The organism is Staphylococcus sp. HMSC072E01, from assembly GCF_001814125.1.
GTDB classification, from domain to species: Bacteria; Bacillota; Bacilli; order Staphylococcales; family Staphylococcaceae; genus Staphylococcus; species Staphylococcus hominis.
In genome coordinates this window covers 25,058-47,913 of record NZ_KV814959.1, presented here as the reverse complement: position 1 = coordinate 47,913, position 22,856 = coordinate 25,058, and the positions used below count along the sequence as shown (strand labels likewise).

At 33.9% G+C, this 22,856-nt stretch carries 38 protein-coding genes; 37 read left to right on the top strand and 1 reads right to left on the bottom strand.

From position 1 onward, the window contains the following. The first annotated feature begins 7 nt into the window (after nucleotides 1-7). The 30 genes from rpsS to rpsI all read left to right on the top strand — a co-directional run bounded on the left by rpsS (nucleotide 8) and on the right by rpsI (nucleotide 15,784). A complete protein-coding gene (rpsS, locus tag HMPREF2953_RS01115) occupies nucleotides 8-286 on the top strand; it encodes a 30S ribosomal protein S19 (RefSeq protein ID WP_002448348.1) in 279 nt (92 codons plus the stop codon). 30 nt (nucleotides 287-316) lie between these two features. Further along, on the top strand, nucleotides 317-670 hold the full coding sequence (rplV, locus tag HMPREF2953_RS01110; RefSeq protein ID WP_001829734.1) for a 50S ribosomal protein L22: 354 nt from the start codon (nucleotides 317-319) through the stop codon (nucleotides 668-670). Between the two features lie 23 nt (nucleotides 671-693). Then, nucleotides 694-1,347: a 30S ribosomal protein S3 gene (gene rpsC / locus HMPREF2953_RS01105; RefSeq protein WP_002448525.1), complete on the top strand. Its 654-nt coding sequence runs from the start codon at nucleotides 694-696 to the stop codon at nucleotides 1,345-1,347. A gap of 2 nt (nucleotides 1,348-1,349) precedes the next feature. Further along, nucleotides 1,350-1,784 carry a 50S ribosomal protein L16 gene (rplP, locus tag HMPREF2953_RS01100; RefSeq protein WP_002448374.1) on the top strand — a complete coding sequence of 145 codons (435 nt, stop codon included), beginning with the start codon at nucleotides 1,350-1,352 and terminating at the stop codon, nucleotides 1,782-1,784. Next, nucleotides 1,774-1,983, top strand: coding sequence for a 50S ribosomal protein L29 (rpmC, locus tag HMPREF2953_RS01095; protein ID WP_000644737.1), 210 nt, complete (start codon nucleotides 1,774-1,776; stop codon nucleotides 1,981-1,983). Before rplP ends, rpmC begins: the two co-directional genes overlap by 11 nt. A 26-nt stretch (nucleotides 1,984-2,009) precedes the next feature. After that, nucleotides 2,010-2,273, top strand: a complete 264-nt coding sequence (gene rpsQ / locus HMPREF2953_RS01090) for a 30S ribosomal protein S17 (RefSeq protein WP_002448443.1) — start codon at nucleotides 2,010-2,012, stop codon at nucleotides 2,271-2,273. 31 nt (nucleotides 2,274-2,304) lie between these two features. Next, nucleotides 2,305-2,673 (top strand): 50S ribosomal protein L14, encoded by a 369-nt coding sequence (gene rplN / locus HMPREF2953_RS01085; protein ID WP_002432661.1) that lies wholly within the window; start codon nucleotides 2,305-2,307, stop codon nucleotides 2,671-2,673. A gap of 35 nt (nucleotides 2,674-2,708) precedes the next feature. Then, nucleotides 2,709-3,026: a 50S ribosomal protein L24 gene (rplX, locus tag HMPREF2953_RS01080; protein ID WP_002448459.1), complete on the top strand. Its 318-nt coding sequence runs from the start codon at nucleotides 2,709-2,711 to the stop codon at nucleotides 3,024-3,026. 25 nt (nucleotides 3,027-3,051) lie between these two features. Continuing rightward, nucleotides 3,052-3,591: a 50S ribosomal protein L5 gene (gene rplE, locus HMPREF2953_RS01075; protein WP_002448593.1), complete on the top strand. Its 540-nt coding sequence runs from the start codon at nucleotides 3,052-3,054 to the stop codon at nucleotides 3,589-3,591. 22 nt (nucleotides 3,592-3,613) lie between these two features. After that, entirely contained in the window at nucleotides 3,614-3,799 is a 186-nt protein-coding gene (locus HMPREF2953_RS01070; RefSeq protein WP_001140799.1) for a type Z 30S ribosomal protein S14, read from the top strand. A gap of 31 nt (nucleotides 3,800-3,830) precedes the next feature. Continuing rightward, nucleotides 3,831-4,229, top strand: coding sequence for a 30S ribosomal protein S8 (gene rpsH / locus HMPREF2953_RS01065; RefSeq protein ID WP_070671375.1), 399 nt, complete (start codon nucleotides 3,831-3,833; stop codon nucleotides 4,227-4,229). 24 nt (nucleotides 4,230-4,253) lie between these two features. After that, nucleotides 4,254-4,790 carry a 50S ribosomal protein L6 gene (gene rplF, locus HMPREF2953_RS01060; protein WP_002448579.1) on the top strand — a complete coding sequence of 179 codons (537 nt, stop codon included), beginning with the start codon at nucleotides 4,254-4,256 and terminating at the stop codon, nucleotides 4,788-4,790. Nucleotides 4,791-4,821: 31 nt separating this feature from the next. Further along, nucleotides 4,822-5,184, top strand: a complete 363-nt coding sequence (gene rplR / locus HMPREF2953_RS01055; RefSeq protein ID WP_002448369.1) for a 50S ribosomal protein L18 — start codon at nucleotides 4,822-4,824, stop codon at nucleotides 5,182-5,184. Nucleotides 5,185-5,204: 20 nt separating this feature from the next. Next, complete coding sequence (rpsE, locus tag HMPREF2953_RS01050; protein ID WP_002448405.1) at nucleotides 5,205-5,705, top strand: 30S ribosomal protein S5; 501 nt, start codon at nucleotides 5,205-5,207, stop codon at nucleotides 5,703-5,705. A 16-nt stretch (nucleotides 5,706-5,721) separates the two neighbouring features. Continuing rightward, nucleotides 5,722-5,901 (top strand): 50S ribosomal protein L30, encoded by a 180-nt coding sequence (rpmD, locus tag HMPREF2953_RS01045; protein ID WP_001096576.1) that lies wholly within the window; start codon nucleotides 5,722-5,724, stop codon nucleotides 5,899-5,901. 19 nt (nucleotides 5,902-5,920) lie between these two features. Then, a complete protein-coding gene (gene rplO / locus HMPREF2953_RS01040) occupies nucleotides 5,921-6,361 on the top strand; it encodes a 50S ribosomal protein L15 (RefSeq protein WP_002448533.1) in 441 nt (146 codons plus the stop codon). After that, nucleotides 6,361-7,653, top strand: coding sequence for a preprotein translocase subunit SecY (gene secY / locus HMPREF2953_RS01035; protein ID WP_002448596.1), 1,293 nt, complete (start codon nucleotides 6,361-6,363; stop codon nucleotides 7,651-7,653). Before rplO ends, secY begins: the two co-directional genes overlap by 1 nt. An 18-nt stretch (nucleotides 7,654-7,671) precedes the next feature. After that, complete coding sequence (locus tag HMPREF2953_RS01030) at nucleotides 7,672-8,322, top strand: adenylate kinase (protein ID WP_002448556.1); 651 nt, start codon at nucleotides 7,672-7,674, stop codon at nucleotides 8,320-8,322. A gap of 199 nt (nucleotides 8,323-8,521) precedes the next feature. After that, nucleotides 8,522-8,740, top strand: coding sequence for a translation initiation factor IF-1 (infA, locus tag HMPREF2953_RS01025; RefSeq protein ID WP_001829792.1), 219 nt, complete (start codon nucleotides 8,522-8,524; stop codon nucleotides 8,738-8,740). A 31-nt stretch (nucleotides 8,741-8,771) separates the two neighbouring features. After that, nucleotides 8,772-8,885 (top strand): 50S ribosomal protein L36, encoded by a 114-nt coding sequence (gene rpmJ, locus HMPREF2953_RS01020; protein WP_001829709.1) that lies wholly within the window; start codon nucleotides 8,772-8,774, stop codon nucleotides 8,883-8,885. Between the two features lie 22 nt (nucleotides 8,886-8,907). Next, complete coding sequence (gene rpsM / locus HMPREF2953_RS01015) at nucleotides 8,908-9,273, top strand: 30S ribosomal protein S13 (protein ID WP_002448629.1); 366 nt, start codon at nucleotides 8,908-8,910, stop codon at nucleotides 9,271-9,273. A 23-nt stretch (nucleotides 9,274-9,296) separates the two neighbouring features. Next, nucleotides 9,297-9,686 carry a 30S ribosomal protein S11 gene (gene rpsK, locus HMPREF2953_RS01010; protein ID WP_000101625.1) on the top strand — a complete coding sequence of 130 codons (390 nt, stop codon included), beginning with the start codon at nucleotides 9,297-9,299 and terminating at the stop codon, nucleotides 9,684-9,686. 82 nt (nucleotides 9,687-9,768) lie between these two features. Beyond that, on the top strand, nucleotides 9,769-10,713 hold the full coding sequence (locus HMPREF2953_RS01005; RefSeq protein ID WP_002448356.1) for a DNA-directed RNA polymerase subunit alpha: 945 nt from the start codon (nucleotides 9,769-9,771) through the stop codon (nucleotides 10,711-10,713). Between the two features lie 21 nt (nucleotides 10,714-10,734). Further along, nucleotides 10,735-11,106 (top strand): 50S ribosomal protein L17, encoded by a 372-nt coding sequence (gene rplQ / locus HMPREF2953_RS01000; protein WP_002448491.1) that lies wholly within the window; start codon nucleotides 10,735-10,737, stop codon nucleotides 11,104-11,106. Nucleotides 11,107-11,407: 301 nt separating this feature from the next. Then, nucleotides 11,408-12,220: an energy-coupling factor transporter ATPase gene (locus HMPREF2953_RS00995; RefSeq protein ID WP_070671373.1), complete on the top strand. Its 813-nt coding sequence runs from the start codon at nucleotides 11,408-11,410 to the stop codon at nucleotides 12,218-12,220. Then, entirely contained in the window at nucleotides 12,217-13,080 is an 864-nt protein-coding gene (locus HMPREF2953_RS00990; protein ID WP_070671371.1) for an energy-coupling factor transporter ATPase, read from the top strand. The genes HMPREF2953_RS00995 and HMPREF2953_RS00990 overlap by 4 nt, the downstream gene beginning before the upstream one ends. Next, nucleotides 13,070-13,876, top strand: a complete 807-nt coding sequence (locus HMPREF2953_RS00985; RefSeq protein ID WP_002448411.1) for an energy-coupling factor transporter transmembrane component T family protein — start codon at nucleotides 13,070-13,072, stop codon at nucleotides 13,874-13,876. The genes HMPREF2953_RS00990 and HMPREF2953_RS00985 overlap by 11 nt, the downstream gene beginning before the upstream one ends. Before the next feature lie 4 nt (nucleotides 13,877-13,880). Continuing rightward, complete coding sequence (truA, locus tag HMPREF2953_RS00980) at nucleotides 13,881-14,684, top strand: tRNA pseudouridine(38-40) synthase TruA (RefSeq protein ID WP_070671370.1); 804 nt, start codon at nucleotides 13,881-13,883, stop codon at nucleotides 14,682-14,684. A gap of 250 nt (nucleotides 14,685-14,934) precedes the next feature. After that, nucleotides 14,935-15,372: a 50S ribosomal protein L13 gene (gene rplM, locus HMPREF2953_RS00975; RefSeq protein ID WP_002448612.1), complete on the top strand. Its 438-nt coding sequence runs from the start codon at nucleotides 14,935-14,937 to the stop codon at nucleotides 15,370-15,372. A 19-nt stretch (nucleotides 15,373-15,391) separates the two neighbouring features. Continuing rightward, entirely contained in the window at nucleotides 15,392-15,784 is a 393-nt protein-coding gene (gene rpsI, locus HMPREF2953_RS00970) for a 30S ribosomal protein S9 (RefSeq protein WP_002448344.1), read from the top strand. Nucleotides 15,785-15,945: 161 nt separating this feature from the next. On the opposite strand, the gene HMPREF2953_RS00965 is transcribed toward rpsI, so the two are convergent. After that, a complete protein-coding gene (locus tag HMPREF2953_RS00965) occupies nucleotides 15,946-16,680 on the bottom strand; it encodes an NAD-dependent protein deacylase (protein ID WP_070671368.1) in 735 nt (244 codons plus the stop codon). A gap of 205 nt (nucleotides 16,681-16,885) precedes the next feature. On the opposite strand from HMPREF2953_RS00965, the gene HMPREF2953_RS00960 reads away from it, so the two are divergent. The 7 genes from HMPREF2953_RS00960 to HMPREF2953_RS00930 all read left to right on the top strand — a co-directional run bounded on the left by HMPREF2953_RS00960 (nucleotide 16,886) and on the right by HMPREF2953_RS00930 (nucleotide 22,850). After that, nucleotides 16,886-17,641: a DeoR/GlpR family DNA-binding transcription regulator gene (locus HMPREF2953_RS00960; protein ID WP_019835773.1), complete on the top strand. Its 756-nt coding sequence runs from the start codon at nucleotides 16,886-16,888 to the stop codon at nucleotides 17,639-17,641. A 232-nt stretch (nucleotides 17,642-17,873) separates the two neighbouring features. Then, the gene (gene lacA / locus HMPREF2953_RS00955; protein ID WP_070671366.1) at nucleotides 17,874-18,302 is read left to right on the top strand and encodes a galactose-6-phosphate isomerase subunit LacA; all 429 of its coding nucleotides are present in this window, start codon (nucleotides 17,874-17,876) and stop codon (nucleotides 18,300-18,302) included. Between the two features lie 15 nt (nucleotides 18,303-18,317). After that, complete coding sequence (gene lacB / locus HMPREF2953_RS00950; protein ID WP_002448324.1) at nucleotides 18,318-18,833, top strand: galactose-6-phosphate isomerase subunit LacB; 516 nt, start codon at nucleotides 18,318-18,320, stop codon at nucleotides 18,831-18,833. Nucleotides 18,834-18,845: 12 nt separating this feature from the next. Then, entirely contained in the window at nucleotides 18,846-19,778 is a 933-nt protein-coding gene (locus HMPREF2953_RS00945; protein WP_070671364.1) for a tagatose-6-phosphate kinase, read from the top strand. Nucleotides 19,779-19,781: 3 nt separating this feature from the next. Then, nucleotides 19,782-20,759, top strand: a complete 978-nt coding sequence (gene lacD, locus HMPREF2953_RS00940) for a tagatose-bisphosphate aldolase (protein ID WP_070671362.1) — start codon at nucleotides 19,782-19,784, stop codon at nucleotides 20,757-20,759. A 19-nt stretch (nucleotides 20,760-20,778) separates the two neighbouring features. Then, on the top strand, nucleotides 20,779-21,093 hold the full coding sequence (locus HMPREF2953_RS00935; RefSeq protein WP_002448512.1) for a PTS lactose/cellobiose transporter subunit IIA: 315 nt from the start codon (nucleotides 20,779-20,781) through the stop codon (nucleotides 21,091-21,093). A gap of 5 nt (nucleotides 21,094-21,098) precedes the next feature. Continuing rightward, complete coding sequence (locus HMPREF2953_RS00930) at nucleotides 21,099-22,850, top strand: lactose-specific PTS transporter subunit EIIC (RefSeq protein ID WP_049334549.1); 1,752 nt, start codon at nucleotides 21,099-21,101, stop codon at nucleotides 22,848-22,850. The last annotated feature ends 6 nt before the right edge of the window (nucleotides 22,851-22,856 follow it).

The following is a 22,856-nucleotide window of genomic DNA, read 5'->3' as shown; positions in this document are numbered from 1 at the left end:
CGCCCAAATGGCTCGTAGTATTAAAAAAGGACCTTTCGTTGATGATCATTTAATGAAAAAAGTAGAAGCTCAAGACGGAAGTGAAAAGAAACAAGTAATCAAAACATGGTCACGTCGTTCTACAATTTTTCCAAATTTCATCGGTCATACTTTTGCAGTATATGATGGTCGTAAACATGTACCTGTTTATGTAACTGAAGATATGGTTGGTCACAAATTAGGTGAATTTGCTCCAACTCGTACATTTAAAGGACATGCAGCTGACGATAAGAAAACTAGTAGATAATAATATATATAAGTAGAGGAGGATATCCTAATGGAAGCAAAAGCGGTTGCTAGAACAATCAGAATCGCACCTCGTAAAGTAAGATTAGTTCTTGATTTAATTAGAGGTAAAAATGCTGGAGAAGCTATTGCTATTTTAAAATTAACTAACAAAGCTTCATCACCAGTAATTGAAAAAGTATTAATGTCCGCTTTAGCAAATGCTGAACATAACTATGACATGAATACAGATGAATTAGTTGTTAAAGAAGCATATGCAAATGAAGGACCAACTTTAAAACGTTTCCGTCCACGTGCACAAGGTCGTGCAAGTGCAATCAATAAACGTACAAGCCACATTACAATCGTCGTAAGTGACGGTAAAGAAGAAGCTAAAGAAGCTTAATAACTATTTAAGGAGGGAATACTGTGGGTCAAAAAATTAATCCTATCGGACTTCGTGTTGGAGTTATCCGTGATTGGGAAGCTAAATGGTACGCTGAAAAAGATTTCGCTTCTTTATTACACGAAGATTTAAGAATCCGTAAATTCATTGATAACGAATTAAAAGAAGCGTCAGTTTCTCATGTTGACATTGAACGTGCTGCTAACCGTATTAACATCGCAATCCACACTGGTAAACCTGGTATGGTAATTGGTAAAGGCGGTTCAGAAATTGAAAAACTTCGTAATAAATTAAATAACTTAACTGATAAAAAAGTACACATCAACGTTGTGGAAATTAAAAAAGTTGATATAGATGCTCGTTTAGTAGCAGAAAATATCGCACGTCAATTAGAAAATCGTGCTTCATTCCGTCGTGTACAAAAACAAGCTATAACTAGAGCTATGAAACTTGGTGCAAAAGGTATCAAAACTCAAGTATCAGGTCGTTTAGGCGGAGCTGACATCGCTCGTGCTGAACAATATTCAGAAGGAACTGTTCCACTTCATACTTTACGTGCTGACATTGACTATGCACATGCTGAAGCAGACACTACTTATGGTAAATTAGGTGTTAAAGTATGGATCTATCGTGGTGAAGTTCTTCCTACTAAGAATACTAGTGAAGGAGGAAAATAATAATGTTACTACCAAAACGTGTTAAATATCGTCGTCAACATCGTCCAAAAACAACTGGTCGTTCTAAAGGCGGTAACTTTGTAACATTTGGTGAGTATGGTTTACAAGCTACAACAACTTCTTGGATCACATCTCGTCAAATCGAATCTGCTCGTATCGCTATGACACGTTACATGAAACGTGGCGGGAAAGTTTGGATTAAAATCTTCCCACATACGCCTTATACTAAAAAACCTTTAGAAGTACGTATGGGTGCTGGTAAAGGTGCTGTTGAAGGCTGGATCGCAGTTGTAAAACCAGGTCGTATTTTATTCGAAATCGCTGGTGTATCTGAAGATGTAGCTCGTGAAGCATTACGTTTAGCAAGTCACAAACTTCCAGTTAAAACTAAGTTTGTAAAACGTGAAGAATTGGGTGGTGAAACAAATGAAAGCTAAGGAAATTAGAGACTTAACCACTTCAGAAATCGAAGAACAAATCAAATCTTCAAAAGAAGAGCTTTTTAACCTACGCTTTCAGTTAGCTACAGGTCAATTAGAAGAAACTGCACGTATTCGTACAGTTAGAAAAACAATTGCACGTCTAAAAACTGTTGCTCGTGAAAGAGAAATTGAACAAAGTAAAGCTAATCAATAAAGTATAAGAAAGAGGAGGTTACAAAAGTGAGTGAAAGAAACGATCGTAAAGTTTATGTAGGTAAAGTTGTTTCTGATAAAATGGACAAAACAATTACTGTACTTGTTGAAACTTACAAAACACACAAATTATACGGTAAACGAGTAAAATACTCTAAAAAATATAAAACTCATGATGAAAACAATTCAGCTAAATTAGGAGATATTGTTAGAATTCAAGAAACTCGTCCTTTATCAGCATCAAAACGTTTCCGTTTAGTAGAAATTGTTGAAGAATCAGTAATTATTTAATACAAGATTAGAGATAAGGGAGGTTTAACTAATGATCCAACAAGAAACGCGTTTAAAAGTAGCAGACAACTCTGGTGCTCGTGAAGTACTTACAATCAAAGTATTAGGTGGATCTGGTCGCAAAACAGCGAACATTGGCGATATCATCGTATGTACTGTTAAAAATGCAACACCAGGTGGCGTTGTTAAAAAAGGCGACGTTGTGAAAGCTGTTGTTGTTAGAACTAAATCAGGCGTACGTCGTAACGATGGTTCTTATATCAAATTTGATGAAAATGCATGTGTCATTATTCGTGATGACAAAGGCCCACGTGGTACTCGTATCTTTGGTCCTGTTGCTCGTGAATTACGTGAAGGTAACTTCATGAAAATCGTATCATTAGCACCAGAAGTACTATAATTTATTAAAACCATAATATTTAAGGAGGTGCCCACATGCATATCAAAAAAGGTGACAACGTTAAAGTTATCGCAGGTAAAGATAAAGGTAAAGAAGGTAAAGTAATCGCTACTGAACCTAAAAAAGACCGCGTCGTTGTGGAAGGTGTTAACGTTATTAAAAAACACCAAAAACCAACTCAATTAAATCCTGAAGGTGGAATCTTAGAAACAGAGGCAGCAATCCATGTTTCTAATGTACAATTATTAGATCCTAAAACAAATGAACCTACTCGTGTTGGTTACAAATTTGTAGATGGTAAAAAAGTTCGTATCGCTAAAAAATCTGGCGAAGAAATCAAATCTAATAATTAATAACTAGTTGAAAGGAGGATCCACTTTGAACCGTTTAAAAGAAAGATACAATACTGAAGTTACTCAAAACTTAGTTAAAAAATTCAACTATAGTTCAGTAATGGAAGTACCAAAAATCGAAAAAATCGTTGTAAATATGGGTGTTGGTGATGCAGTTCAAAACTCTAAAGTGTTAGATAATGCTGTTGAAGAGTTAGAATTAATCACTGGACAAAAACCATTAATTACTAAAGCTAAAAAATCAGTTGCAACATTCCGTTTACGTGAAGGTATGCCAATCGGTGCAAAAGTAACACTTCGCGGAGAAAGAATGTATGAATTCTTAGATAAATTAATCGCAGTTTCATTACCTCGTGTACGTGACTTCCAAGGTGTTTCTAAAACAGCTTTCGATGGTCGTGGTAACTACACTTTAGGAATTAAAGAACAATTAATTTTCCCAGAAATCGATTATGATAAAGTAAGTAAAGTAAGAGGAATGGATATTGTTATCGTAACAACTGCTAACACTGACGAGGAAGCTCGTGAATTGTTAACAAACTTCGGTATGCCATTTCGTAAATAATCTCTAAAAGGAGGCTAATTAAGTGGCTAAAACTTCTATGGTTGCTAAGCAACAGAAAAAACAAAAATATGCAGTACGTGAATATACTCGTTGTGAACGCTGTGGTCGTCCACATTCTGTATATCGTAAATTTAAATTATGCCGTATTTGTTTCCGTGAATTAGCTTATAAAGGCCAAATTCCTGGCGTACGTAAAGCTAGCTGGTAAGATTAAAGAGTTTGAAAGGAGGCAACAATAAATGACTATGACAGATCCAATCGCAGATATGCTTACTCGTGTAAGAAACGCAAACATGGTGCGTCACGAGAAATTAGAATTACCTGCATCAAATATTAAAAAACAAATTGCTGAAATCTTAAAAAATGAAGGTTTCATTAAAAACGTAGAATACATTGAAGATGATAAACAAGGTGTTATTCGTTTATTCTTAAAATATGGTCAAAACAATGAACGTGTTATCACAGGATTAAAACGTATCTCAAAACCAGGTTTACGTGTATATGCTAAAGCGAACGAAGTCCCTAAAGTATTAAATGGTTTAGGTATCGCATTAGTTTCAACTTCTGAAGGTGTCATCACTGATAAAGAAGCTAGAAAACGTAACATTGGTGGAGAAATCATCGCATACGTTTGGTAATAATAAATAAGGAGGTGCCATAACATGAGTCGTGTTGGTAAGAAAATTATTGACATCCCTAGTGACGTTACAGTAACTTTTGATGGACAAACTGCTACTGTAAAAGGTCCTAAAGGTGAATTAACTAGAACTTTTGATGAAAGAATGACTTTTAAACAAGATGAAAACACTCTAGAAGTTGTAAGACCTACTGATTCTAAAGAAGATAGAACAGTTCACGGTACAACTCGTGCGTTATTAAATAATATGGTACAAGGTGTTTCTCAAGGTTTTGTAAAAACTCTTGAACTTGTTGGTGTAGGTTACCGTGCTCAAATGCAAGGTAATGACTTAGTATTAAACGTTGGTTACTCTCATCCTGTTGAAATTAAAGCTGAAGATGGCATTACTTTCGCAGTAGAGAAAAATACAACTGTTACAGTATCTGGTGTATCTAAAGAACAAGTTGGAGCTATCGCTTCTAATATTCGTTCAGTAAGACCTCCAGAACCTTATAAAGGAAAAGGTATTCGTTACCAAGGTGAATATGTTCGCCGTAAAGAAGGTAAAACTGGTAAATAATAGATAACTCTCTAAAGAAAGGAGTAATACAATGATTAGTAAAATTGATAAAAACAAAGTGCGTTTGAAAAGACATGCTCGTGTGCGTACTAAATTATCAGGTACAGCTGAAAAACCACGTTTGAATGTATATCGTTCAAACAAACACATTTACGCACAAATTATTGATGATGCTAAAGGTGAAACTTTAGTACAAGCTTCATCTCAAGATAAAGATATCGCTAGTGATTCTACTTCTAAAGTTGATTTATCAACTAAAGTTGGTGAAGTAATCGCTAAAAAAGCTTCAGATAAAGGTATCAAAGAAATCGTATTTGATCGTGGTGGTTATTTATATCATGGTCGCGTTAAAGCGTTAGCTGAAGCTGCGAGAGAAAACGGATTAGAATTTTAATTTAAAGGAGGGACAAATACATGGCTCGTAGAGAAGAAGAAACGAAAGAATTTGAAGAACGCGTTGTTACAATTAATCGTGTTGCTAAAGTTGTTAAAGGTGGACGTCGTTTCCGTTTCACTGCATTAGTAGTAGTAGGAGATAAAAATGGTCGTGTAGGTTTCGGTACTGGTAAAGCTCAAGAGGTACCAGAAGCTATTAAAAAAGCTGTAGAAGCAGCTAAAAAAGATTTAGTAGTAGTTCCACGTGTAGAAGGAACAACTCCTCACACTATCACTGGCCGTTATGGTTCTGGTAGCGTATTTATGAAACCAGCTGCACCTGGTACAGGAGTTATCGCTGGTGGTCCAGTACGTGCCGTATTAGAATTAGCAGGTATCACTGATATCTTAAGTAAATCATTAGGTTCAAATACACCTATCAACATGGTACGTGCGACATTAAATGGTTTACAAAACCTTAAAAACGCTGAAGATGTTGCGAAATTACGTGGCAAATCAGTAGAAGAATTATATAATTAAGGAGGGAAAATAAATAATGGCTAAATTACAAATTACCCTCACTCGTAGTGTTATTGGTCGTCCTGAAACACAACGTAAAACTGTTGAAGCGTTAGGTCTTAAAAAGACTAATAGTTCAGTAGTTGTTGAAGATAACCCTGCAATTCGTGGGCAAATCAACAAAGTTAAACACTTATTAACAGTTGAAGAAAAATAATTAAGGAGGTGCCTAAATAATGAAATTACATGAGTTAAAATCAGCTGAAGGTTCACGTCGTGTACGTAACCGTGTAGGTCGTGGTGCTGGTTCAGGTAATGGTAAAACTAGTGCTCGCGGTCAAAAAGGTCAAAAAGCACGTTCAGGTGGTAGCGTAAGACCAGGATTTGAAGGTGGACAATTACCTTTATTCCGTCGTTTACCAAAACGAGGTTTCACTAACATTAATCGTAAAGAATATGCTATTGTTAATTTAGACCAACTTAATCAATTTGAAGATGGTACTGAAGTAACTCCAGCTTTATTAGTTGAAACTGGTGTGGTTAAGAATGAAAAATCTGGTATTAAAGTACTAGGCAATGGTTCACTTGATAAAAAATTGACAGTGAAAGCTCATAAATTCTCAGCTTCAGCGGTTGAAGCTATCGATGCTAAAGGTGGAGCACACGAGGTGATCTAATGTTTCAAACGTTTATGAGCTTCTTTAAAACTAAAGAAGTTCGAAACAAGATTTTCTTCACATTAGCAATGTTAGTAATATTCAAAATAGGAACTTATATTCCGGCTCCTGGAGTTAATCCTGAGCCTTTTGAACAACAAGGTTCTGATCAAGGTGTCGCTGCTCTTCTTAATACGTTTGGTGGCGGAGCCTTAAAGAACTTTTCTATCTTTGCTATGGGTATAATGCCGTACATCACTGCTTCTATCGTAATGCAATTATTACAAATGGACATTGTCCCTAAATTTACTGAATGGGCTAAACAAGGTGAAGTAGGTAAAAGAAAACTTAGCAATGTAACACGTTATTTCGCTATTATATTGGCATTTATACAATCAATTGGTATGGCATTTCAATTTAATAACTATTTAGGCGGTAAATTGATTATTCATCAATCTGTCATGAGTTATTTATTGATTGCTGTAGTTTTAACAACTGGAACTGCATTTTTAATTTGGCTTGGTGATCAAATTACACAATTTGGTGTAGGTAATGGTATTTCAATCATTATCTTTGCAGGTATTTTATCGACGTTACCATCATCAATTATCCAATTTGTGCAACAAGCATTTGTTGGTAATGACGATACAACGTTAGCATGGTTAAAAGTTATTGGTTTAATTGTTGGATTAATTTTATTAACAATTGGAGCGATTTATGTATTGGAAGCGAAACGTAAAATTCCAATTCAATATGCTAAAAAACAATCTGCACAACGTTTAGGATCACAAGCAACATATCTACCTTTAAAAGTAAACTCTGCAGGGGTTATTCCAGTCATCTTTGCAATGGCATTCTTCTTATTGCCAAGAACATTAACATTGTTCTTCCCTAAAGCTGATTGGGCGCAAAATATTGCAGAATACGCTAACCCTTCAAACACTTATGGTATGATTGTTTATGTTATATTAATTATTGCATTTGCATATTTTTATGCCTTTGTTCAAGTTAATCCTGAAAAAATGGCTGACAACTTGAAAAAACAAGGTAGTTATGTACCAGGAATTAGACCTGGGGAACAAACAAAAAAATATATTACTAAAGTACTTTATCGCTTAACTTTTGTAGGCTCTATTTTCTTAGCAGTTATTGCTATTCTTCCAATTATAGCGACAAAATTTATGAATTTACCTCAATCAATTCAAATTGGTGGTACAAGTTTATTAATCGTTATTGGTGTAGCAATTGAAACTATGAAATCACTTGAAGCACAAGTGAGTCAAAAAGAATATAAAGGCTTTGGTGGTAGATAATTTGTAGGAGGGCAATTTATGAATATCATTTTAATGGGTTTACCTGGAGCTGGTAAAGGTACTCAAGCGAGTGAAATTGTTAAGAAATTCCCAATACCACATATATCTACTGGTGACATGTTCAGAAAAGCGATTAAAGATGAAACTGATTTAGGTAAAGAAGCTAAATCATATATGGATCGTGGAGAATTAGTCCCTGATGAAGTTACTGTAGGTATCGTTAAAGAAAGAATTTCTGAAGACGATGCAAAAAAAGGTTTCTTATTAGATGGATTCCCTAGAACGATTGAGCAAGCTGAGGCATTAAACAACATTATGTCTGAGCTTGACAGAAATATTGATGCTGTTATCAATATTGAAGTTCCTGAGGAAGAGTTAATGAATCGTCTTACAGGTCGTCGTATCTGTGAGAAATGTGGTACAACTTATCATCTTGTATTTAATCCTCCAAAGGTTGATGGTGTTTGTGATATCGATGGTGGAAAACTTTATCAACGTAAAGATGATAATCCAGAAACAGTATCTAATCGTTTAAGCGTTAATGTTAAACAATCTAAGCCAATTTTAGAGTATTACGATGAAAAAGGCGTATTGAAAAATATTGATGGCGCGAAAGATATTGACGAAGTAACCAAAGATGTCATTGATATCTTAGATCAATTAAAATAGATCAACTAATGTGCGATCTAGATTTATGTGAACTTTGATTAGGTTTCTCTGGCAAGAATTTATTTTTTGAGTGTCGTATGACGATCATAATTCCCGCATTTTGTTAAACTTATAATAACTATTCACTATATTAGATTCGTATCGTTGAAGTTGTCTATTGACGATTACCTTACTATTGTAAAAAGGGGGAAGTTAATCAATGGCGAAACAAGATGTAATAGAATTAGAAGGTACAGTACTTGATACTTTACCAAATGCTATGTTTAAAGTAGAATTAGAAAATGGTCATGAAATTTTAGCACATGTAAGTGGTAAAATTAGAATGAATTATATTCGTATTCTACCTGGCGACAAAGTAACAGTAGAAATGTCTCCGTATGATTTATCACGCGGTAGAATTACGTATCGTTATAAATAATCGTCACTCCATAATATAGGGAGGTATAAAAATGAAAGTAAGACCATCAGTAAAACCTATTTGCGAAAAATGTAAAGTCATTAAACGTAAAGGTAAAGTTATGGTAATTTGTGACAATCCTAAGCACAAACAAAGACAAGGTTAATAAAAGAGAGGTGTAAAAATATATGGCACGTATTGCAGGAGTAGATATTCCACGTGAAAAACGCGTAGTTATTTCATTAACTTACGTATATGGTATCGGTACTTCAACAGCTAAAAAAATTGTTGAAGAAGCTAACGTATCAGCTGATACACGTGTAAAAGATTTAACAGATGACGAATTAGGTCGTATCCGTGAAGTAGTTGACGGTTATAAAGTAGAAGGTGACTTACGCCGTGAACAAAACTTAAACATTAAACGTTTAATGGAAATTTCATCATACCGTGGTATTCGCCACCGTCGTGGTTTACCAGTTCGTGGTCAAAAAACTAAAAACAATGCTCGTACTCGTAAAGGCCCAGTTAAAACTGTAGCTAATAAGAAAAAATAATAGGTAAAGGAGGCAAAATATAAATGGCACGTAAACAAGTATCTCGTAAACGTAGAGTTAAAAAGAATATTGAAAATGGTGTAGCACACATCCGTTCAACATTCAACAATACAATCGTAACTATCACTGATGAATTTGGTAATGCTTTATCTTGGTCATCAGCTGGTGCATTAGGTTTCAAAGGATCAAAAAAATCAACACCATTCGCTGCTCAAATGGCATCTGAAACTGCTTCAAAATCAGCAATGGAACATGGTTTGAAAACTGTTGAAGTAACAGTAAAAGGACCTGGACCAGGTCGTGAATCAGCGATTCGTGCATTACAATCAGCTGGTTTAGAAGTAACAGCAATCAGAGACGTTACTCCAGTACCTCACAACGGTTGTCGTCCACCAAAACGTCGTCGCGTATAATTTTTATTGATTGTTATTGTTACAAATCACTGAGCGAAACAATTTTAAAATTAATTCGACGTTATTAAGGAGGATTTTGTAAATGATAGAAATTGAAAAACCTAGAATTGAGACAATTGAAATTAGTGAAGATGCTAAATTCGGTAAGTTCGTTGTTGAACCACTTGAACGTGGCTACGGTACTACACTAGGAAACTCCTTACGTCGTATCCTACTATCTTCATTACCAGGTGCAGCCGTTAAGTACATCGAAATTGAAGGTGTTTTACACGAATTTTCAGCTATAGACAATGTTGTTGAAGATGTTTCTACAATTATTATGAACATCAAAAAATTAGCATTAAAAATCTATTCTGAAGAAGATAAAACATTAGAAATTGATGTGAGAGATGAAGGCGAAGTAACAGCAAGTGATATTACTCACGATAGTGATGTTGAAGTTCTAAACCCAGAACTTAAAATTGCGACAGTGTCTAAAGGTGGACATTTAAAAATTCGTCTTGTTGCTAATAAGGGTAGAGGTTACGCATTAGCAGAACAAAATAATACTAGTGATTTACCAATTGGTGTAATTCCTGTAGATTCACTATATTCACCTGTTGAACGTGTAAACTATACAGTTGAAAATACACGTGTAGGTCAAAGTAGTGATTTTGATAAATTAACTTTAGATGTTTGGACTAATGGTTCAATTACTCCACAAGAGTCTGTTTCATTAGCTGCTAAAATTATGACTGAACATTTAAATATTTTCGTTGGTCTTACAGATGAAGCGCAAAATGCTGAAATCATGATTGAAAAAGAAGAAGATCAAAAAGAAAAAGTACTTGAAATGTCTATCGAAGAATTAGACTTATCAGTACGTTCATACAACTGTTTAAAACGTGCAGGTATCAATTCTGTTCAAGAATTAGCTGACAAGTCTGAAGCTGATATGATGAAAGTGCGTAATTTAGGTCGTAAATCTCTTGAAGAAGTTAAATATAAATTAGAAGATTTAGGATTAGGTTTAAGAAAAGAAGATTAATAGGTTAAAGGAGGTTAACTCATGGGTTACAGAAAATTAGGTCGTACTTCTGATCAACGTAAAGCTATGTTACGTGACTTAGCTACATCACTTATCGTAAGTGAGCGTATTGAAACTACAGAAGCTCGTGCAAAAGAAGTTCGTAGTGTTGTTGAGAAATTAATCACTTTAGGTAAAAAAGGTGACTTAGCATCTCGTCGTAATGCTGCTAAAACATTACGTAATGTTGAAATCTTAAATGAAGATGAAACTACACAAACTGCACTTCAAAAATTATTTGGTGAAATTGCTGAACGTTATGCAGAACGTCAAGGTGGATACACTCGTATTCTTAAAGTAGGTCCTCGTCGTGGTGACGGTGCGGAATCAGTTATCATCGAATTAGTAGATTAATTTTATATATAAATACACTAACTACTTGTATTTAAAGCAAATGAGTGCAACGATAATGTTTGCCACATACAAATATTGTCTAGCTCAGAGTACCCCATCAACTAAATACTAATATAAAGCGTGAACTCAACTAAAATATGATGGGGTGCGCGCTTTTTTAATTTTAATGAATCTATACTGATTAAAAAGAGTCGTGCTTTTGAGGCATGACTCTTTTTATATATGAAAGACGTTTATTCATGTACATCTAGTTTTTATTCATGTAAACTATTGTAGTAACTATTAATAAAGGAGGAAGGCTGTGAAAACTGATAATAACAATATCATCGAACTTAAACATGTACATTTTCAATATCAAAACGATGCGGCCTTCACTTTAGAAGATGTGTCATTTAATATACCAGAACATCAATGGACATCCATTGTAGGACATAATGGTTCGGGGAAATCTACAATTGCAAAACTTATAGTAGGTATAGAACAAGCAACTGAAGGAGAAATTTTTTATAACAATCATTTAGTTACTCCTGATTATTTAAGAGAGGTTAGACGCCATATTGGTATTGTCTTTCAAAATCCAGAAAATCAATTTGTAGGTTCAATTGTGGAATATGATGTAGCTTTTGGACTCGAGAATCACGCAGTATCTCATGACAAAATGAAAGCAATCGTCATTCAATCTTTAGATAATGTAGATATGAAAGAATATATGGAATATGAACCACATTCTTTATCGGGAGGCCAAAAGCAACGCGTGGCTATTGCAGGAGTCTTAGCACTAAGTCCAGATGTCATCATTCTTGATGAAGCAACCTCTATGTTAGATCCCCAAGGTAAACAGTCTTTACTTTCATTAATTAAACAAGTTAAACAAGAGAAAAATTTAACGATTATTTCTATTACTCATGATTTAAGTGAAGCGTTAGAAAGCGATCATGTCGTCATTATGAATAAAGGCAAAGTTTACAAAGAAGGTAAGCCAAATTTTATTTTTTTAAATACACAGTATTTAGTAGAGATTGGCTTAGATTTACCATTTGCAATGAAAATGAATCAAAAGCTAGGCTTTAAAGATGAATTCACTACATATGAAGGGCTGGTTGATAAATTATGACCATTCAATTTAATCATGTTTCATATATTTATCAAAAAGGCACTCCTTATGAATATCAAGCCTTAAATGATATCAATCTCAAAATTGAGCAAGGTAAATACTATGCGATTGTTGGTCAAACAGGAAGTGGTAAATCCACACTCATTCAACATTTTAATGGGCTATTAAAACCAACAAAAGGTAGTATTACTTTTGATAATAAGGAGATTACTCATAAAACAAAAGACAAGCATCTACGAGAATTAAGACAACAAGTAGGTTTGGTTTTTCAATTTCCTGAATCACAATTGTTTGAAGATAGTGTGGAAAGAGAAGTAGCATTTGGTCCTAAAAATTTTAAGATGAATGTGGAACAAGTTAAGTCTTATGCGTATCAGTTACTCTTAGATTTAGGTTTTGATCATCATATTATGGAACAATCGCCATTTGAAATGTCAGGTGGTCAGATGCGTAAAATTGCATTAGTTTCTATCCTTGCAATGAAACCGAATATAATTATTCTTGATGAGCCTACTGCTGGACTTGACCCAAAAAGTCGTCAGCAAGTGATGGAATTAATAAAATCAATTCAAGTCAATCATCATAAAACAATCATATTAGTGTCACACGATATGAATGATGTGGCGCGATATGCAGAAGAAATCATTGTAATGAGACAAGGGAAAGTAATAGAACAGTGCTCTCCTAAATCATTATTCAGACAACACGAAAAACTGAAAGATTGGCACATTGCATTGCCTGATGTAGTACAACTGCAATATGATGTTGAAGATAAATATCAAACCATGTTTAATGATATTGCCTTAAATGAAGATGAGTTTGTAACATTGTATCAGGAGTGGCAAGAACATGAAAAATAAACTTATTATAGGACGTTATTTACCTAATAATTCTGTGATACATCGTCTTGATCCTAGAGCAAAGTTGATTTTTGTATTTGTATTTATTATTTTTATCTTTTTTGCTCATTCTTTTGCTACATTCGCTTGGGTAATATTATTAATTCTATGTTTTATGAAAATGGCTAAAATTCAATTTTGGTTTTTAATTAAAGGATTAACACCGATATTTTTCTTCTTAATCTTTACGTTTGTAATGCACATCTTCTTTACTCACGGCGGGACTACGCTATTAGAAATAGGTTTTATTAAAATTGATAGTACAGGGGTATTAGAAGGTATTTTTATTTCTTTAAGATTAATAACGATTGTTATGGTTGCGACAATTATGACATTATCAACAAGTCCAATTGACTTGACTGATGCTTTTGAAAAGTTAATGGCCCCATTGAAACTATTTAAAATTCCTGTGCATCAATTAAGTATGATTATGTCAATTGCTTTAAGGTTTATTCCAACATTGATGGATGAATTAGATAAAATTATCCTTGCTCAAAAATCAAGAGGTTCTGAAATCAGTTCGGGGAGTTTAATGACAAGAATTAAAGCTTTCATCCCATTAATGATACCGCTATTTATTTCTGCCTTTCAAAGAGCTGATGAATTAGCCATTGCAATGGAAGTTAGAGGATATGATGCTAATGTACAACGTACAAGTTATCGTAAGTTGTCATGGCATAAGAGAGATACTTTGAGTCTATTCAGTCTGATACCTATTGGAATGATATTATTTATATTAAAATATATGGGAGTGTAAGACATTGCGCATACTAGTAAATATTGCGTATCAAGGACATGGATTTCTTGGTTTTCAAATTCAACAACAAGGTAGAACTGTTCAACAACAATTTGAAAAAATTTTAAAACGTATGCATCGCCGACATGTGCGTATACATCCATCAAGTCGCACAGATCGTGGTGTGCATGCTTATGAACAGTATTTTCATTTTGACACAGAATTGAATATTGAGCCTAAACAATGGAAATATGCGATGAATAGTGCGTTACCTGAGGATATTTACGTGAATAGTGTAAAACAAGTAGATGACACGTTTCATTGTCGTTATGATTGTGTAGGTAAGAGATATCGCTATAAAGTGTATCAAGCGGAACATCGCAATCCATTTGAAAGTGGTCTTAAGACATTTATAAAAGATGACTTAGATTTAGATAAGATGAATGAAGCGGCTAAACACTTTATTGGAACTCATGATTTTACTGGATTTTGTTCACAAAAGACTGAAGTTGAAAGTAAAGAACGTACACTATACCAAAGTGAAGTTGTAAAAACGGACGAAGGTTTTGACTATATCGTCACAGGTTCTGGTTTCTTATATAATATGGTGCGTGTACTTGTAGCTTTTTTAGTAGAAGTAGGTAAAGGGAAGCGACAACCTAACGTAGTTCCTGAACTGCTTAAAGCTAAAAATAGAGATAATGTGCCTTTTACAGCACCCGCTGAAGGATTATATCTTGAAAAGATATATTTAGATCCAGAAGCACTTAAAAATGACTTTGGTGAGGATGTAAAAATACATTATAAAAAATCATTACAAAATGACTAATATGCATTGACAAATGGGCTTATAAAATATAAGATAGTTAACGGTATTGTTTTATATCATCCCACGATAAGCCCCGGAAACTTATTGTGTTACAAGATATATAAGCAGATTAGACAGGAATAAAATAAATGAACATTACGCTTTGAAATCGTAACAGAATGACCTAGATTGCAGGCCTCGTTCGTAGGTTCGACTGCGATGAGTACCTGTAATCTAAGACGAAGCATTTATTTTTAGGAGGATAATTATTATGCGTCAAACATTTATGGCAAATGAATCAAACATTGAGCGCAAATGGTATGTTATCGATGCTGAAGGCCAAACATTAGGTCGTTTATCATCTGAAGTAGCATCTATCTTACGCGGTAAAAATAAAGTAACTTATACACCACACGTTGATACTGGTGACTATGTAATCATCATCAACGCTGAAAAAATCGAATTAACTGGTAAAAAAGAACAAGATAAAGTTTACTACCGTCACTCAAATCACCCAGGTGGTATTAAATCAGTGACTGCTGGTGAATTAAAACGTAATAACCCTGCTCGTTTACTTGAAACTTCTATCAAAGGAATGTTACCAAGTTCACGTTTAGGTGAAAAACAAGGTAAAAAATTATTTGTATACAGTGGCGCTGAACACCCACACGCTGCACAACAACCAGAAAACTACGAATTACGTGGTTAATTAGAAGGAGGAAATTACATTGGCACAAGTTGAATATAGAGGCACAGGCCGTCGTAAAAACTCAGTAGCACGTGTACGTTTAGTACCAGGTGAAGGTAATATCACTGTTAACGATCGTGACGTACGCGAATACTTACCATTCGAATCATTAATCTTAGACTTAAACCAACCATTCGATGTTACAGAAACTAAAGGTAACTATGATGTATTAGTTAACGTATACGGTGGTGGTTTCACTGGACAAGCTCAAGCTATCCGTCATGGTATCGCTCGTGCATTATTAGAAGCTGATCCAGAATACAGAGGTTCTTTAAAACGCGCAGGTTTATTAACTCGTGACCCACGTATGAAAGAACGTAAAAAACCAGGTCTTAAAAAAGCACGTCGTTCTCCACAATTCTCAAAACGTTAATATTGGAAATGTTGCAAACTTGTTTGCTTACAAGTTCAGTATGCGAATTGCGTAAGCAATTTGTGTTCAATTAAAATGTTTAAAGCACTTCTCAACTTTGAGAAGTGCTTTTTTATATAAAAAAGGCTAGTCGTTTTAAAAAACACTAGCCACATGTCTATCTATTTATTTTTCATAACTTCATCAATCACTTCTGTCATGTCATTATGAATAACTAAACTTGCTTGTCTATCATACGGTGTAGCGTCTCTATTAATAATTACAAGATTGTCTCCTGTAAAGTTAGAAATAAAGCCAGCAGCAGGTTGTACGACCAAGGATGAACCTAACACAATGACAGTATCTGCTTTTTGGATTTTATCTAATGCTCTAAAGACAGTAGGCTGATCGAGCATTTCACCGTATAATACGATATCAGGGCGAATGACATCACCGCAGTTCTCACAATATCTTAATTTGTGTTCCATAACATATGATTTCGTATATTCTTTTCCACAATTGATGCAATAAAAGCGATTTAGTGTACCATGAATTTCATCAATATGTTCACTTCCAGCATCTTCATGTAACCCATCGATATTTTGGGTAATCACACCTAAAGATTTGCCTTCTTTTTCTAACTCTGCAATCCATTCATGGACGATATTAGGTTTTTTATCTGCTACTAGTAGTCGTTTATGATAAAAGTCGATAAAGCTTTCTTTATTATCATTTAAATGATCAATACTTAATAAATATTCAGGTGAATAACCCTCTTTTGAAATTTCATCAAATAATCCACCCATGGAGCGGAAATCAGGTATACCACTTGCAACCGATACACCCGCACCAGTAAAAAATACAATTTTGTTTGATTTATCAACAATTTCTTTTAATTTTTCAATTTTATTACTCAATCTGAGCACCTCGTTTATAATAATGACTAATATAACTTTTTTAAAATGAATTTTATACTATTATTACAACATATTTTTACCTTTATTTTCTAGTTTTAAAACAAGTAATAGTATAGAATGAAATTGCGCTTAAAATCTTTATGAGATATATGTGTTCATTTTATATGGACATGTTTAATAAAATAAGTTGGATGTGAGAATTTGAATGAATAAATACGATCGTTTAGAAGAAATTACTAAACTCGTAAATCAAAAAGGAACAGTTAGGACAAATGAAATCGTTGAGGATCTTAATGTATCTGACATGACAGTACGTCGTGATTTAGCTGAACTAGAAGAAAAAGGATTACTAACTAAAATACATGGCGGTGCACGTAGTAATTCAGCTTTTCAAATTAAAGAAAAGTCTCATCAAGAAAAGCACACAGAGAATATTGAAGAAAAACGTGCTGTCGCAAGGAAAGCTGTTAACTTAATTGAAGAAAACGATACGATTTTTTTGGGACCTGGAACAACAATCGAGTTACTGGCTCAATTAATAGATCGAGAATCATTAACAGTGATTACGAATTGTTTTCCAGTATTTCAAATATTATTTGAAAAGCGTTCGCTAAATTTTAAAGTTTACTTATTAGGTGGAGAAATGAGAGAACTTACTGAATCATTTGTAGGTGAAATGACGAATACGCTCCTTAAAACAAAACGATTTAGTAAAATGTTTTTTAGTTGTAATGGAATAAAAGATGCAGATGTGCTCACTTCTACAATTGACGAAGCGTATACACAACAACTTGCACTTCATCGTTCACTTGAAAAGTACTTATTAATTGATACTTCAAAAATTGGAAAAGAAGATTTTACCCAATTATGTCATTTAGAAGATTTAACAGCAGTTGTTGTAGATAAAAATGATGAAGATAATGTACAAAAATTAAAAGCTTATACAGAAGTGATACATTAATTGAATGATACCAAGATTGTTTATTTAAACAATCTTGGTATTTTTTTAGATAATTGAACGCAATTAAACATAAAAATAAAACATTTTGTTTAAAGAAACGAAATTTCAAACAATATTCGAACATTTATTGTTGATTATTTGTTTATTTATGTTTATAATTTAGGTGTAAAGATTTGAAAGCGCTTTTTCAAACACATGTGTTTAATTATCTTATTTTCAAAGGAGAATCATTATGACAATTTTTATTGGTTCAGATGTCGCTGGTCAACGTCTTAAAGATGTTGTAAAAACATTTTTAAAAGAAAATAACCATGATGTAGTAGATGTAACAGAAGGAAAAGAATTAGACTTTGTAGATTCAACATTAGCAGTTGTACACGAAGTACAAAAGAACGATGATAATTTAGGAATTGCAGTGGATGCTTATGGTGCAGGTAGTTTTATTGTTGCTACAAAAGTAAAAGGAATGATTGCTGCTGAAGTATCAGATGAACGTTCAGCATATATGACACGTAGTCACAACAATGCACGCATGATTACAATGGGTGGTGAAATTGTAGGCGATACATTAGCTAAAAATATTGCTAAAGAATTTGTAAATGGACACTATGATGGCGGACGTCACCAAATCCGTGTAGATATGTTAAATAAAATGTGCTAATTGGAGGAATAAATAATGAAAATTGCTATAGGTTGCGATCACATTGTAACTGATACAAAAATGGAAGTTTCACAACACTTAAAAGCTCAAGGACACGAAGTTATTGATGTAGGTACGTATGATTTTACACGTACACATTATCCTATCTTCGGTAAAAAAGTAGGAGAAAAAGTTGCTAGTGGAGAAGCAGATTTAGGCGTATGTATTTGTGGTACTGGCGTTGGTATTAGTAATGCAGCAAACAAAGTCCCAGGTGTAAGAACAGCATTAGTACGTGATATGACATCAGCACTTTATTCAAAAGAAGAATTAAATGCTAATGTTGTTAGTTTCGGCGGTAAAGTAGCAGGCGAATTATTTATTTTCGATATCGTTGATGCATTTATTAAAGCGGAATACAAACCTACTGAAGAAAATAAAAAATTAATTGCTAAAATTAATCATTTAGAAGCACATAACGATAATCAAGCTAATCCTCACTTCTTTGATGAATTCTTAGAAAAATGGGACAAAGGTGAATATCACGATTAAGGAAGATGTGAAATGATTCTAACATTAACTTTAAATCCTTCAGTTGATATCTCTTACCCATTAGAACAGTTTCATCTAGATACTGTGAATAGAGTTAAAAAGACGAGTAAAACTGCTGGAGGAAAAGGATTAAATGTAACACGTGTATTATCAGAATTTGGCGAAAATGTGTTAGCAAGTGGCTTTTTAGGTGGCGCATTAGGTCAATTTATTGAAGAACAATTAATGGATGCTCAAATTGAACAGTCTTTCTTCAAAATAAAAGGAGAAACGCGAAATTGTATCGCTATTCTACATGAAGGACAACAAACTGAAATACTCGAACAAGGACCAACTATTGACAAGGAAGAAGCAGACAGCTATAAAGCACATCTTTTAGAACTATTTAAAAGAGCTAATGTTATAGCGATGTCTGGAAGTTTACCTAAAGGTCTTAATACAAATTACTACGCTGATATTGTGAAGTTAGCAAATGAACAAGGTCTACCTACGATTTTAGATAGTTCTGGTCAATCATTAATGGATGTATTGTTGAGCGAAAATAAGCCTTCAGTGATAAAACCTAATATTGATGAATTATCTCAATTATTACACACTACTGTCACTACAGATATTGATAGTTTAAAAGAAGCGGTTACTCAACCCATCTTCAAAGGTATTGAATGGATTATTGTTTCTTTAGGTGGCGATGGCGCTTTCGCTAAACATCATCAAACATTTTATAAAGTAAATATTCCAAAAATAAAAGTCGTTAATCCTGTAGGGTCTGGTGATTCTACAGTGGCAGGTATTGCCTCAGGTCTTGTTCATCAACAATCCGATGAAGATTTACTGAAAAAAGCTAATGCATTTGGAATGTTAAATGCAATGGAGCATCAAACAGGTCATATCAATGTAGATAAATTTAAAGAACTATTCAAACAAATTGAAGTTATAGAGGTGTAATTCATGACAAAATCACAACAAAAACTAGCATCAATCGAACAATTAAGTAATCAAGATGGGATTATTTCAGCTTTAGCATTTGACCAACGTGGGGCATTAAAAAGAATGATGGCTGAACATCAAACAGAACCTACTACAGTTGAACAAATCGAACAATTAAAAGTACTTGTATCAGAAGAGTTAACACAATATGCATCTTCTATTCTTTTAGATCCTGAATATGGCTTACCTGCTTCTGATGCACGTAATAAAGAGTGTGGTTTATTACTTGCATATGAAAAAACTGGATATGACGTGAATGCAAAAGGTCGTTTACCAGATTGCTTAGTAGAATGGTCTGCTAAACGTTTAAAAGAACAGGGTGCCAATGCAGTTAAATTCTTACTTTATTATGATGTAGATGATTCAGAAGAAATTAACATTCAAAAGAAAGCTTATATTGAACGAATTGGTTCAGAATGTGTTGCTGAAGACATTCCATTTTTCTTAGAAGTGTTAACTTATGATGATAATATTCCAGATAATAAAAGTGCTGAATTTGCAAAAGTAAAACCTCGTAAAGTAAATGAAGCAATGAAGTTATTCTCTGAAGATCGATTCAATGTTGATGTGCTTAAAGTTGAAGTACCCGTAAATATGAATTTTGTCGAAGGATTTACAGAGGGTGAAGTTGTATACACAAAAGAAGAAGCAGCACAACATTTCCGTGATCAAGAAGCAGCGACACATTTACCTTATATTTATTTAAGTGCTGGTGTATCAGCTGAATTATTCCAAGACACATTAACATTTGCACATGATGCAGGTGCACATTTCAATGGTGTGTTATGTGGGCGTGCGACATGGTCTGGTGCAGTTAAAGTTTATATTGAACAAGGAGAACAAGCTGCAAGAGAATGGTTACGTACAACTGGTTATAAAAACATTGATGATTTAAATAAAGTACTAAAAACAACTGCAACATCTTGGAAAGCAAAATAACTTAGGGGAGGTTATTCATATGAACAGAGAAGAAGTACAATTACTTGGTTTTGAAATTGTCGCATATGCAGGAGATGCACGTTCAAAATTATTAGAAGCATTAAACGCTGCTAATGAAGGTGATTTTGATAAAGCTGAACAACTTACGGAGGAAGCAAATGAATGTATTGCAAATGCACATAAAGCTCAAACAAACTTATTAGCTCAAGAAGCGCAAGGTGATGACATTGCATTTAGTATTACAATGATTCACGGTCAAGACCATTTAATGACAACGTTATTATTAAAAGATTTAATGAAGCATTTAATTGAATTATACAAAAAAGGGAGCTGACCCCTATGAATAAGTTAATAGCATGGATAGAAAAAGGAAAGCCGTTCTTTGAAAAAATATCTCGTAATATTTATTTAAGAGCGATTCGTGATGGATTTATTGCAGCAATTCCAATTATCTTGTTCTCAAGTATATTTATTTTAATCACATATGTACCTAACGTGTTTGGCTTTACTTGGAGTAAAACGATGGAAGGTATATTGATGAAACCATATAACTATACCATGGGAATAGTTGGTTTGATTGTAGCTGGAACAACAGCTAAGTCTTTAACCGATTCCTACAACAGGAAATTAGATAAAACCAATCAAATTAACTTTATTTCTACAATGATGGCTGCGATGAGTGGATTTTTATTCTTAGCAGCAGATCCTATTAAAGAGGGTGGATTTTTAAGTGCATTTATGGGCACAAAAGGATTATTAACAGCCTTTATTTCAGCCTTTATTACCGTAATTGTTTATAATTTCTTTATTAAAAGAAATATTACAATAAAAATGCCTAAAGAAGTACCACCAAATATTTCTCAGGTATTTAAAGATATCTTCCCGTTGTCAGCGGTTATTATCATTATTTATGCATTAGATTTATTATCAAGAACATTTATTCATACAAATGTAGCGAACGCCGTATTAAAAATCTTTGAACCATTATTTACTGCGGCAGATGGCTGGATTGGTGTCACACTTATCTTCGGTGCTTTCGCATTCTTCTGGTTTGTAGGTATACATGGTCCATCTATTGTTGAACCAGCAATCGCTGCAATTACTTATGCAAATCTTGAAACAAACTTAAATTTGATTCAAGCAGGAGAACATGCAGATAAAATTATTACACCTGGTACACAAATGTTCGTTGCAACTATGGGGGGTACCGGTGCTACATTAGTCGTGCCATTTATGTTTATGTGGTTAACTAAATCAAAAAGAAATAAAGCCATTGGTAGAGCATCAGTTGTACCAACATTCTTTGGAGTAAATGAACCAATTTTATTTGGTGCACCACTCGTATTAAACCCAGTATTTTTCATACCATTTATTTTTGCACCAATAGCAAACGTATGGATCTTTAAATTCTTTGTTGATGTACTTAAAATGAATAGTTTTAGCATCTTCTTACCATGGACGACACCAGGGCCTCTTGGTATTGTGATGGGTACAGGATTTGCATTTTGGTCATTTGTGTTAGCAATTGTATTAATCGTAGTTGACGTTATGATTTATTATCCATTTTTAAAAGTATATGATGAACAAATTCTTGAAGAAGAACGAGGCAACAAAGAAGTAAATAATGAATTAAAAGAAAAAGTATCAGCAAACTTTGATACGAAAAAAGCAGATGCAATTTTAGCAACTGCTGGTGCAAATGAAGCGACAACAACTGAACCAGCACCTTCCGATGAGGAAGTATCGGCTAAAGAGTCACCAAATTCAATTAACGAACAAACTAACGTTTTAGTCTTATGTGCCGGTGGCGGTACAAGTGGATTACTTGCAAATGCGTTAAACAAGGCTGCTGAAGAATATCAGGTACCTGTAAAAGCGGCAGCTGGTGGTTATGGTGCACATATGGATATTATGAAAGACTATCAATTAATTATTTTAGCGCCTCAAGTTGCTTCTAACTATGAAGATATAAAACAGGATACAGATCGATTAGGTATTAAATTAGCAAAAACTCAAGGTGTTGAATACATTAACTTAACTCGTGATGGCAAAGCAGCATTAGACTTCGTTCAACAACAATTTGAAAAATAATTAGGA